Raw genomic sequence first — 12,984 nt, 5'->3', positions numbered from 1 at the left:
TATTTAGATTTAAAAATTGAATTTTATTTGGAAGGGAGAGAATTTGGCATGATAAAAGAAAAATTAGAGAAAATTAAAGAAAGTGCACTTGAAGAATTGCAGAATAAAAAAAATAATTTAAGTGTAGAGGATATAAGAGTTAAGTATTTGGGGAAAAAAGGCGAATTGACTAAAATACTTAGGGGAATGAAAAGTCTTTCTCCAGAGGAAAGGCCTGTAGTGGGGAAATTAGCCAATGAGATCAGGACACTTTTGGAAAACTCTATAGAAGAGACATCAAAGAAGATGAAGGCACTTAAAACGGAGGAAAAACTCAGAAGTGAAACGATTGATATAACTATGCCTGGCGTTAAGCAAAATATTGGAAGAAGTCATCCGCTGGAACAGATTTTAGAAGACATGAAAGAGATATTTATTTCCATGGGATTTACTATAGAAGAGGGACCTGAAATCGAAAAGGATTATTATAATTTTGAAGCATTAAATATACCTAAGAATCACCCGGCAAGAGGAGAACAGGATACATTTTATATAAATGACAATGTAGTGCTGAGGACCCAGACATCTCCAATACAGGTAAGGACTATGGAAAAGCAAAAACCTCCAATAAAGATGATATCTCCGGGGAAGGTATACCGTGCAGATTCAGTAGATGCCACTCATTCACCTATATTTTACCAGATGGAAGGCCTTGTAGTGGATAAGGGCATAACTTTTGCAAATTTGAAGGGAACTCTTGAACTGTTTGCTAAAAGAATGTTTGGAGAGGGCGTCAAGACAAAATTTAGGCCGCATCATTTTCCTTTTACAGAACCCTCTGCAGAAATGGATGCTACCTGTTTTGTGTGTAACGGCAAGGGCTGCAGAGTGTGTAAGGGAGAGGGATGGATAGAGCTTCTGGGATGCGGTATGGTCCATCCTCAGGTGCTTAGGAATTGTGGTATAGATCCTGAAGTTTACAGTGGATTTGCTTTTGGAATGGGTGTAGATAGAATGGTTATGATGAAATACGGCATAGATGATATAAGAAATATGTATGAAAGTGATATGAGATTTTTAAACCAGTTTTAGCTTAAATAAATAGAATAACTGTAATTTAATTGATAATTTGAATTAAACAAAGAAAGGGGATTTTTTTATGAAGGTACCTGTAAATTGGTTAAAGGATTATGTGAAGATAGATATTACAGGCAAGGAATTGGGAGATAAATTGACTTTAAGTGGTTCAAAGGTGGAAGAAGTGATTACAACTGGAGATGAAATTCAAAATGTAGTTACGGGAAAGATAGTAAAGATAGAGGAACATCCACATGCAGATAAATTGGTAGTATGCCAGGTAGATATAGGAAAAGATGAACTGCTTCAAATTATAACGGCTGCCACTAATATGAAGGAAGATGATATAGTTCCTGTTGCACTTCACGGTTCTGTAATTCACGGAGGAGTGAAGATAAAAAAGGGAAAATTGAGAGGAATCATGTCAAACGGGATGTTTTGTTCTGAAGAGGAACTGGGAATAGCCGGTGATAAACCTGTACATGGACTTATGATTTTGCCTGTAGATACACCTATTGGTGAGGATATAAAAGATGCGCTCAATATGACCAGCAGTATATTGGATTTTGAGATAACTTCCAATAGACCTGATTGCTTGAGTATTATAGGAATGGCAAGAGAAACTGCGGCAACTTTAAATGAAAGTTATAAAATGCCTGCATTGGAATATGAGATTTCCTCAAGTAAATACATAAACGATGGTTTAAAGGTTGAAGTAAGGGATAAGCTTTGCAGAAGGTATATGGCTAGGGGTGTAGAAAATGTAAAGATAGAAGAGTCTCCTGGATGGATGCAGGAAAGGCTTTTGGATGCAGGAGTAAGACCTATAAATAATATAGTGGATATAACCAATTTTGTAATGCTTGAAACAGGTCAGCCAATGCATGCTTATGACACGAGATATATACAGTCAAACAATATAATAGTGGAAAGGGCAGAAAATAGAGAGAAGTTTGTTACTCTGGATAATGAAGAAAGATTGTTGGATAAAAATGTACTTACTATAAGGGATGGAGATAGAGCTATAGGTATTGCAGGAATAATGGGAGGTCTTAATTCGGAAATCAGGGAAGATACCTCATCAATAGTATTTGAGAGTGCTAATTTTGATGGAACTAATATAAGGATTTCTTCTCAAAAATTAGGTCTTAGAACAGAAGCTTCAGCTAGATTTGAAAAAGATCTAGATCCTAATTTATGTGAGATGGCTGTGGACAGAGCCTGTTATTTAATAGGAAAATTAAATGCAGGAGAGGTCATGAAAGGTACCATAGACATATACAATGAAAAGATTGAACCCGGTAGTTTGCGGGTAAATTATAATTGGATAAATAATTTCTTGGGTACGAAAATACCTCAAGATGAAATGGCTGAGTGTCTAAATAGACTGGAACTAAATACTAAAATAGAAGGCGAAGATCTAAAAATAGATGTACCTACTTTTAGAAGCAGAGATATAAAAATAAAGGAAGATGTTGCTGAAGAAGTAGCCCGAATATATGGTTATGACAATATACCTTCTACCATAATAAAAAGTGTAAGTACCAGAGGCGGAAAAAATACCAAACAGAAATTGGACGATGAAGTGCTGAGGGCACTTACTTCCAGCGGTCTAAATCAGTCTATAAGCTATTCTTTTATCAGCAGAAAAGTATTTGACAGAATACTTTTACCAAAGAATAGTGTTCTTAGAAATGCTGTGGTTATAAAAAACCCTCTAGGAGAAGATTATAGTATAATGAGAACTACTACAATACCCTCCATGATGGAATCTTTAAGCAGAAATTATTCTAGGAAAAATGAACTGGCCAGGTTATTTGAAATAGGTAAAGTATATATACCAAATAAGGATGTGAATAAACTGCCTCAGGAAAAAAATATTGTGACTATTGGCATTTATGGCAAAGTAAATTATTTTGATTTAAAAGGTATAGTGGAAAATATATTAGAAGTGTTGAAAATAGAAAGGTTTTCTTTTGAAAGGGAAAGCGGTAATCCAAGTTTTCACCCGGGAAAGACAGCATCCCTATATATAAAAAAGGATTTTATAGGTGTACTGGGAGAGATTCACCCTAATGTATTAGATAATTATGGAGTTGACGAAAAGTGTTATATAGCAGAATTGGATTTGGATGTGCTTTATAAATATGCCAATTGGAATAAAGAGTATAAGCCACTTCCTAAATTTCCTGCAGTTACGAGGGATTTGGCAATACTGGTGGATGAAGATGTCCTGGTAAAAGAAATAGAAGATGTTATAAAGGAACAAGGAGGAAATATGGTGGAAAGGGCGAAATTTTTCGATGTTTACAGAGGCAAGCAGGTGGCAGAGGGAAAAAAGAGTGTAGCTTACTCTATATCCTACAGGCTTGAGAATAGAACACTTACAGATGAAGAAGTAAATAAAGTTCATGATAGAATATTAAAAGCGTTGGAACATAAGTTTGGAGCACAACTTAGATAAGTAAAATCAAAATTTAATTAAGTTAGATGGTAAGTTAATACCTACTATCTAACTTAATTTTATTATTTGTTATTTGAATCTTAGAATCACTTGATAACTATTTAAACTTAAATATAATATTTAATATATACAGTATTTGTGATAAAATATTCTTATAGGGAATTGTGAAAACAGGATGGATATCTGAGAGGGTGTTTGAATGAACGTAGTGACAGTGTTTATAAATGGAATTGAATACAATTTAAAAGGTGACGAGCAGGAAGAGTATCTACATAAGGTAGCCAGTTATGTAGATAAAAAGGTAAAAAATATATTAGAAAATAATAGTAAATTAAGCACTTCCTCAGCGGCTATTTTGTCTGCACTTAATGTGGCAGATGATATGCTAAAGGTGCAGAATAATAATGATGAATTGTCAAAGCAGGTAAGAGAATTAAAAAAAGTTGAAAAGGTTTATGAGGATCAGATTAATTCTTTAAAAAAACAGCTTAAATATACAGAAGAACTCAATGGAGAATTTAAAGAAAAATTGAAAAAAGCTGAAAGTGATGATCAATTAAAGGAGAAAGATAAGCAAATTGAAAAGCTTAAAGAGGAAATAGAAATTATAAAGGAAACAACTCAGAAATATATAAAGGAAAACACAAAGATTATAGAAGAAAATAAAGAATTAAAATTTCAAGTTCAATCCGGAAAATATAAGATAATAGATCTTCAACATAAATTGATAGAAAACCAAATAAATTTGGCAAAAGAAAAAAAGCAGAAAAATCCTCTTTTAAATAGAGGATCAAGATGAAATTCGAACTGATGATGATGTTAGTTCGAATTTTTTTATGAATAAAATTTCGACATATCCAGGGATCACTTAATTAATAACTAAATTTAAATATGTGCATATAATGAGTTGGGAGAGAACTTTTTTGCTATTGTCTGGAGGATTTATTATGAGGGTTTTATTTTGTATAAGGGGAGACTGCTTTAAAAATTTTGCAGGAGATTCAATGCAGCTTGTGAAAACAGCTCAATATTTAAGAGAGAAAAAAGTGAAGGTAGATATAAATACAGGATTGGTACAGGATTATTCTCCCTATGATATAATACATCTGTTTAATTTGACTAGAGTTGAAGAGACCTATAAATATTACAAAAAAGCTAAAGAATACAAAAAAGCTATAGTATTATCGCCTATATATTGGAACTTAAAGAGATACTATAATTATGTGAGAGATAATAAAAATTTGTTGTTGTGGGATAAACTGAATATGTGCAGGAAAGAAATATTGAGAGGGTGTAGATTAATATATCCTAACAGTGAATTAGAGAATATTCAAATACAAAATGATTTTCATATAAATGTCCCCTACAAGGTAATTTATAATGGTGTGGAAGTAGAACATAGAGCTTTATACAATTTTAAGGAAACATATGGGCTGAAAGATTATGTACTTTGTGTGGCAAGGGTATGCAGCAGAAAGAATCAACTTGCCTTAAGTAGAGTATGCAGTGAATTGGGGCTGCAATTAGTGCTTATAGGAAGTATAAATGATATAGATTATTTTAACAAATGTATGTCCTATGATAATGTAAGATATCTGGGATTTATGGATGATTATAATTTATATAATGCTTATAGAAATGCAAAAATTCATGTAATGCCAAGTTTCGTAGAAACACCAGGTTTATCGTCTTTAGAAGCAGCTGCCAGTGGCTGCAATATAGTTTCAACTGCAGAGGGAAGTACAAGGGAATATTTTAAAGATATGTGTATTTACTGCAGTCCTTATAATGAATACAGTATAAAAACTGCTATAAGTACGTGCATTGAAATAAAAAACCATAAAGACCTAAAGGATCATATAATTAAAAATTACAACTGGAAAAAATGTATAAACCCATTATTTGAAAGTTATAGACATATTCTAAATCAGTATAGAATAGGGGGATCATAATTGGCTACTTTTATTCAAATGCCTACAGTGGCTTATAATAGAATGTACCAGAGGCCTCAACAGATAATGAGAAAATTAAGTGAGATGGGATATACCGTGTATTATATAGATAATGTAAATGGGGAATATTTTATAAAAATAAACAGAAATTTATATGAAGTTGGAGCAAATTATAAAATTGAAATTAAAAAATTGAGCAGACCTATAATATTATGGTGCTCTTCTCCAGCACAAATAGTCAGAATAAATAATATAGATCATGATTATATAGTATATGATGTAGTAGACGACAGTTCTCATGAATTTAAAATTTGGAATCAATATGTAGAAGACATGTTAAGTGCAGCAGATATAGTATTTGTAACATCAGACAGGCTTTATGAAAAGTTTTTTTTAAGGCACAATAGGGTCTATATAGTTAAGAATGGAGTGGATGCAGGTAAATTTTCTTTAAATAAAAATATAATTCCGAAAGATATTCCTAAAAATAGAAAAGTTGTGGGATATGTAGGAGCTATAGCTCCATGGATAGATTGGGATCTGGTGAAGTATATATCAAACAGTAGCTATGATTTTGTGTTTGTAGGATCTAGATGCGGTAAGGTAGATATAAATCTAAACAGTAATGTATATTTTTTGGGAGAAAAAAGATATACAGAACTTCCCTGCTATATTAATAATTTTAATTGTTGTATCATACCATTTAAGGTAAATGAAATGACGAATTGCTGTAATCCCATAAAATTATACGAATATATGTCTTTGGGGAAACCGGTAGTCAGCACCGCTATAGAAGAAGTTGTGAAAATGAAAAGTAACTGTTATATATCAAAGGATAAGCAGGATTTTATGGAAAATATAACAAAATCAATTCACGAAGACAAAAAGAGTTTATCTATTTTAAGAAGAAAATTTGCATTAGATAACAGCTGGGATAAAAGAATGTCCATTATAATTGAAAAATTAAAATTAAATGGTATATTGTAGTGCTGTTTAAAATTATTTACAGATTATAAAAGGTGAGAATATGAATAAAAATTTTAATGATAAAACTAAATTGACAGTCCATAGAAAAGAGCTAAAAGACAAATTAAAAATTCTTATAGAAGGAAGTAATTTAGATGAAGTCTGTAATATGCTCTATGAAGGACTGAAGGTTGATCCGCTAAATGTGAATTTGCTATATGTTTTGGCCAATTTATATGAAATTCAAAATGAATATATAAATGCATATGTCTTGTACAAAAAAATAAGTTGTATTTCCAGGGATAAGATGATGGAAATGGTTAAATATAAGATTTCCAGATGTGAAGATATAGAAAAAATAAAGAAATATAATAGAAGGAAAAAAGTTTTAATTATTGCATATATATTTCCCCCAATAGGAGGATCAGGAGTTCAAAGAACTTTAAAATTTGTGAAGTATTTGAGAGAATTTAATTATGAGCCGGTAATTGTTACGGTTTTGAATTGGAAATTTACACCTGAAGATCATACTCTGCTTTGTGAAATTCCAAAAGATATCCAAGTTATCAGAATAGAGGAAACAGATATAGATAATAAATATTATAAGGATTTTGTTGATTTATATGGAGGAATCGTAAAGGACGATTATTTGACAAGGCAGTATGAAATAGAGTTATTGAAACTACAAAATAATTTTAAAAATCTAATTTTTGTTACTGATATAAATGTTACCTGGGCTGTTGAGGTTATGGATAAAATAGGAGATATTATTGATTTTGATGATATAGATTTGGTTTATTCGACTTCTGGACCTTATTCTGATCATATAATAGGATATTATTTAAAAGAAAAGTATAAAAAACCTTGGATAGCTGATTTTAGAGATGAATGGACAAATAATCCTTATTTTGATTTAGATAAGCAATCTATATTATATAAAATGCAGAGAAAGATGGAAAATAATATATTGAGATGTTCAGATAAGATATTAACTGTAAGTGAAATATCAAGGGGAAATTATATAAATGAATTCAATTTAGCTGAAAGCAAGGTAAAAACCATTACCAATGGGTATGATGAAGATGATTTTAAGAGCATAAGAGAAAATAAAAATAGAAATGACAAATTTACAGTAATTTTTAATGGCTCTCTTTATCTTGAAATAAATCCATATTACTTTATAATTGCTGTAAATCAATTAATACAGGAGAAAAAAATTCATAGAAAAAAAATAAGTATAGAATTTGTCGGGAAAATTGAAGAAGATATTTTAGATAAAATTATTAAATTGGATATATATAAAGTTATAGAAGTAAAAAGTTACATGACTCATGTAGATAGCTTGAGAAATGCCAGCAGGGCGGATTTGCTCTTGCTGATAATTGGAAGTGATGTGAGGGTAAAATCCGTGTATACAGGCAAGATTTTTGAGTATTTGAGATTATGTAGACAAGTTATATCTCTGTCACCTAAGGGCAGCTTAGTGGAAAAATTGATCCTTAAAACACATAGGGGCAAAAATTTTGAAATAGATGATGTAGATGGCATAAAAGATCATACATTGAAAGTCTATAAAAATTGGGAAAATAATTATAAAGACCATTTTGAAATAAATAGTGAAATTGAAAAGTATGAAAGAAGACACCTCACGGAAAGCCTGGCCAATGTATTTGATGGGGTAATTTCTAATTTTCACGGGGATGATTTTGATTTTAAGGAAAAGCAGAGCCAGTTTTATAATACTGTATACAAAAGCGGCGGATGGAATGAAACCTATTTAAAGCATTATAGTGAAACTCATTATTTTCCTGTTTGGAGTAAGAGCATAGAAATTATTAAAGGTATAGATAGTATTAGTATCCTAGATATAGGCTGTGGAGTCGGTCAATTTGCCAATTTTGTATTTGATAATGGTATAACCAGTTACAGGGGGATAGATTTCAGTGAAAGGGCAATTAGAATAGCTAAAATAAGAAATGATAAATACAGGAATTTGTTTAAAGTGGACAATGCCTATACATCCGACATAATGGACGATGAGTATAACACGGTTGTTTTGTTTGAAGTCTTGGAGCATTTGAATGGAGATCTGAAGTTAATAGGTAGAATTAAAGGTGGCTCGAATATTATATTTTCTGTACCTAATTTTTATTCTGAAGGTCATGTTAGATGGTTCAATTCCAAAATTGATATTTTAAAAAGATATAATTCTATTGTAAATATTCACGATATTTATGTTTTTAATATGGGAGAAAATAATAAAATTTATTTGGTGTGGGGAGTCAAAAGTAGAAACTGAAGTCAAAAATATTAAAATTCAAATGGGTTTTCAGCTATTGCTGAAAACCCATCATTATATAACCAAAGTTACAGCAGTAAAATTTAATGTCATGCTTATATTCTTGTCAATAAAAAAACTGCACGAGTTTATATAGACAGTTTAAGATATTTTAGGACATCCTGCAAAAATGTTCTAATGCTTTTGCAAATTGTGATATGGTTTTCTCAGCATCTCCATGTTGAATTCCATCCCTGACGCAGTGGTTTAAATGACCTTCCAAAACTATTTGCCCCACTTTGTGCATTGCACTTTTAGCTGCATTGATCTGTATTAAAATATCTTCACAGGGAATATCTTCATCAATCATTTTATCAATAGCATTTATCTGTCCTATGATTTTTTTAATACGTCTATGTAAATTGTCAGAATCCATGCACTGTTTCATAACAGTATCCTCTTTTCTAATTTATATTTTTATATTAAGATCAACTTTGTAAAATGAAATTGTTTAGCACAAATATAAAGGCCAACGAATCTGTTTTTATGCCTTTATTACAATATAGTAATTAATTATGTACATGTCAAGAATATCGCTGAAAGAGGATATTTTTGACATGTTATTTTTTATTTAACTTTGAAAAAGAGATAAATTATATATTCATATTCTGAAAATATTTTTTGTTAAAAAGTATATGCTTGTCATTAGGTCTGAATTTACTGGCCATTTCATTATGATAGTAAGCTAATTTGTGATTACCGAGTTTATCGTAGCAGACACACAGTTGAAGATGAGGGAGCCAGGTCCAGCAAGCTTCATTAAAAAACCCTAGACTGTTCTTAGGCTTTTCTAATTTCAAAGCTGTTTCATACCAGAATATAGCCTGATATAGTTTGTTTTCATTTAGAAATGAAAATCCAATTCTACAGCATCCTTCGGCTCTAGGATTACCGTATTCAAAGCTTTTGAATATATACTTTCTAGATTCTTCAGGTTTATTTATTGATAAATAGTAATCACATATATTATTGCACACTCTAATTTTATCTTCTGACCATCCTTCATTTGATTCTAGAAATTTAGAATAATACTGAATAGCCTCGATATATCTTTTATGCTCATAAAGCTCATTTCCGTAATAGAGAATATCTCTTAAAGAAAAATGAACTCCTTCTTTTAGTTTAGTTTCATATATTTCAATGTTACGATTTGGCTTATAATTTACTTTTTTATGTGTTATACTAATATCAGAATTAAATATATTACCATATACTTCTAGATATTCATGGACAAAACCTATCCATTTAAAATTTCGGGAAGCTTTGACTAATCTATTACGTCTGTAGCTCAAAGTAATATTATCATATTCGTCGAATCCAACATTATAATTCATAGTTACAGAATCTAAGGAAATATCGAAGGATTTCTTCATAACTTCAAATTTTTTTATATCATCGGAAAGTAGGATATCATCTGCATCAAGCCACAATATATAATCTTTGGTTGCTTTACTGAAAGAGAAATTTCTTGCTGCTGAAAAGTCATCTATCCATTTGAAATCATATATTTTATCAGTAAATTTTCTACATATATTCTTTGTATTATCAGAAGAACCAGTATCAACTATTATAACTTCATCGACTATATTTTTAATTGATGACAAACAGCGTTCTATTGTAGCACTTTCATTTTTTACTATCATACACAGGCTTATGCTTATGGAATGTTTCAATATATCATCTCCATTCTTATATTTAAACATTGAATTTAGTTGATTTTAAAGTCTATCCTAAAATTACTATTATTTGATATTTGAACTCTGATATTTGAATATGCACTTGGATAAAATAATTCTTAAGTTCATAGAAGTCAAATCTGCTTATAAAAAAATTTTTTTCAAAGATCTAAGAATCATTTGATGATATAAAACTAAGTAATTACTGGGTTTAGACAAATTTTAAAAAGGAGTGTTACAAAATTATTTAAAAATGATTTTGTAACACTCATATTTATTAAAGGACTAAGCTAGTCAATATTGACGCCAGCACTTGCATAACCTGCAATAGTTGTAGCTAAATCAATACCGGATGTGACGTCTGCTGAAAATACCATTAATAAACGAGTCCCCGTAGTTACTTGTATCGACAGACCTGAAATAGAAACGCTGCTGACAGAGCCAATTGAAATTATATTTGTTAATGCTGGAGATAATGTTACAGCAGCACCAGAAACTGGGGTGAAAGTGTTATCGGGTACAGTTGACTGGTATAATTGTGCGGTAATGCTTACGGTTGATCCCATAAGAGTCAATGATGCAGTAGTACTGAAATATGCAGTTATTGAAGTTATAGTACCGGTACGAGGAACAGAAAGTGCCAGGTTAAGCAAAGTTCCCGAAGCACCTGTTAAATCAATAGTACCATTGCTTGCAATATTAACACCAGCAGCTGAATTGCCAAACCCAACTAGGCTTACGGTACCTAATAACCCACCTAAAACAGTAGTTAATGAAGTGGGAACACCTGATGCAAATGGGATTATAGCACCGCCTCCGCCAGTAGCACCGGTCGGCCCCTGAACGCCCTGAATACCTTGAGGTCCAGTAGGTCCCGTTGGCCCGGTCGGTCCAGTAGGTCCCGTCACACCTTGAATACCTTGAGGTCCGGTAGCGCCGGTGGGTCCTTGAACGCCCTGAATACCCTGAACACCTTGAGGCCCGGTTGGCCCTATAGGTCCTTGAACACCTTGAGGTCCGGTTGGTCCAGTAGGCCCGGTTGGTCCAGTTACGCCTTGAATTCCCTGAGGACCAGTAGCGCCGGTCGGTCCCTGAACGCCTTGAATGCCTTGAGGCCCGGTCGGCCCAGTAGGTCCTTGAATACCCTGAATGCCCTGAGGCCCAGTAGGCCCAGTAGGTCCAGTTACACCTTGGATACCTTGAGGTCCAGTAGGACCAGTAGGCCCGGTTGGTCCAGTCACACCTTGAACACCTTGCGGCCCGGTGGCACCTGTCGGTCCCTGAACGCCTTGGATACCCTGAGGACCGGTAGGTCCAGTCACACCTTGGATACCCTGAGATCCAGTGGGACCGGTTGGTCCTTGTATGCCTTGAGGACCGGTTGATCCTGTAGATCCAGTTACGCCTTGGATCCCTTGAGGACCAGTAGCGCCGGTAGGCCCTTGAGTTCCTTGAATACCCTGAGGACCGGTTGATCCTGTAGGTCCAGTTACACCTTGGATACCTTGAGGTCCAGTAGGCCCGGTTGGTCCAGTTACGCCTTGAATTCCCTGAGGACCAGTAGTGCCGGTAGGTCCCTGAACGCCTTGAATACCCTGAGGTCCAGTAGGCCCGGTTGGTCCAGTTACGCCTTGAATTCCCTGAGGACCAGTAGCGCCGGTAGGTCCTTGAACACCTTGTATGCCTTGAGGACCAGTTGGTCCAGTAGCACCAGTCGGTCCTGTCGGGCCTGTGGCGCCAGTTGGGCATACTGGTGGGCATATGGGATGACAAGGATCATAACAGGGATCATCGCAAGGATCATGGCAGTAGTCATCTCTTATTAGTAAATAAGGTGGGTAATTTCCTCTGCTGCTGTCGTAACCTATTATAGTATTAATGATGTCTTCTGAACTAGCTAAGGTTATTCCATTATTTGCAACTGTGTTTTCATACCAATTAAGGACTAAATTTGTGATATCTATTTGTATATAATTGCAAACATCCTCATCTAATATTCTTTTAGTGTATGGGGTCATGGAAATATTAGGTGCATTATTCCAGGTAACTGAACTTTCATTAAAATCACTTAAATTATTATAAACAGTTATCTGTTGATATGGCTGTTGACAATCAGATTGTTCTTTTCGATTTACATAAAGATATAGGGTTGCATTCGCTATTGTGGCTCCAGAAGGTATTGAGCTGGCAATATCGAATTTTAATAGGCTTCTATAATCATCTGGGCATCCATTGTATTGGACATATTCTCCTGTATACAAAACGGATGATGAAACGAAGTTTTGATTTGGAAAGAATTGAGATATATATACATCATCAGTTGGATAAGCCTTGTAAAAAGCCATAAATTTTCCTCCTCACTTTTCGAGTATTATTCTCTTGTACAATAATTTAAAACTGTTTCAATTATAATATATAAATTTTTTGGCGTTTTGTTACATGTTTTAAAATAATATATATTTAAAAAGATAAAATAACCCTGTGATTTTCAATTATATTGGTTTATTATATAATATTGATATGGAGGAGAGA

At 33.1% G+C, this 12,984-nt stretch carries 9 protein-coding genes; 6 read left to right on the top strand and 3 right to left on the bottom strand.

Annotation, left to right across the window (positions count from 1 at the left end):
* Positions 1–48: 48 nt before the first annotated feature.
* The 6 genes from pheS to LN736_RS00080 all read left to right on the top strand — a co-directional run bounded on the left by pheS (position 49) and on the right by LN736_RS00080 (position 8,737).
* The gene (pheS, locus tag LN736_RS00105; RefSeq protein ID WP_268253714.1) at positions 49–1,071 is read left to right on the top strand and encodes a phenylalanine--tRNA ligase subunit alpha; all 1,023 of its coding nucleotides are present in this window, start codon (positions 49–51) and stop codon (positions 1,069–1,071) included.
* A 67-nt stretch (positions 1,072–1,138) separates the two neighbouring features.
* Positions 1,139–3,520, top strand: a complete 2,382-nt coding sequence (gene pheT, locus LN736_RS00100; protein ID WP_229980380.1) for a phenylalanine--tRNA ligase subunit beta — start codon at positions 1,139–1,141, stop codon at positions 3,518–3,520.
* Positions 3,521–3,719: 199 nt separating this feature from the next.
* Positions 3,720–4,319 (top strand): cell division protein ZapA, encoded by a 600-nt coding sequence (gene zapA, locus LN736_RS00095; protein ID WP_150356205.1) that lies wholly within the window; start codon positions 3,720–3,722, stop codon positions 4,317–4,319.
* A gap of 148 nt (positions 4,320–4,467) precedes the next feature.
* Positions 4,468–5,472, top strand: coding sequence for a glycosyltransferase (locus LN736_RS00090; protein WP_150356204.1), 1,005 nt, complete (start codon positions 4,468–4,470; stop codon positions 5,470–5,472).
* Entirely contained in the window at positions 5,473–6,459 is a 987-nt protein-coding gene (locus LN736_RS00085; RefSeq protein ID WP_150356203.1) for a glycosyltransferase, read from the top strand.
* Between the two features lie 40 nt (positions 6,460–6,499).
* Complete coding sequence (locus tag LN736_RS00080; RefSeq protein ID WP_229980378.1) at positions 6,500–8,737, top strand: methyltransferase domain-containing protein; 2,238 nt, start codon at positions 6,500–6,502, stop codon at positions 8,735–8,737.
* 151 nt (positions 8,738–8,888) lie between these two features.
* On the opposite strand, the gene LN736_RS00075 is transcribed toward LN736_RS00080, so the two are convergent.
* From LN736_RS00075 to LN736_RS00065, 3 genes are all read right to left on the bottom strand, one after another.
* On the bottom strand, positions 8,889–9,164 hold the full coding sequence (locus tag LN736_RS00075; protein WP_150356201.1) for a metal-sensing transcriptional repressor: 276 nt from the start codon (positions 9,162–9,164) through the stop codon (positions 8,889–8,891).
* Positions 9,165–9,369: 205 nt separating this feature from the next.
* Positions 9,370–10,419, bottom strand: coding sequence for a glycosyltransferase (locus LN736_RS00070; RefSeq protein ID WP_229980738.1), 1,050 nt, complete (start codon positions 10,417–10,419; stop codon positions 9,370–9,372).
* Between the two features lie 323 nt (positions 10,420–10,742).
* Positions 10,743–12,797, bottom strand: a complete 2,055-nt coding sequence (locus tag LN736_RS00065) for an exosporium glycoprotein BclB-related protein (RefSeq protein ID WP_407647086.1) — start codon at positions 12,795–12,797, stop codon at positions 10,743–10,745.
* Positions 12,798–12,984: the final 187 nt, after the last annotated feature.

It is taken from the genome of Clostridium aromativorans, from assembly GCF_020908015.1.
Classification (GTDB): domain Bacteria; phylum Bacillota; class Clostridia; order Clostridiales; family Clostridiaceae; genus Clostridium_B; species Clostridium_B aromativorans.
The sequence above is the reverse complement of the archived record's forward strand: the minus strand, read 5'-3'. Positions and strand labels throughout refer to the sequence as shown.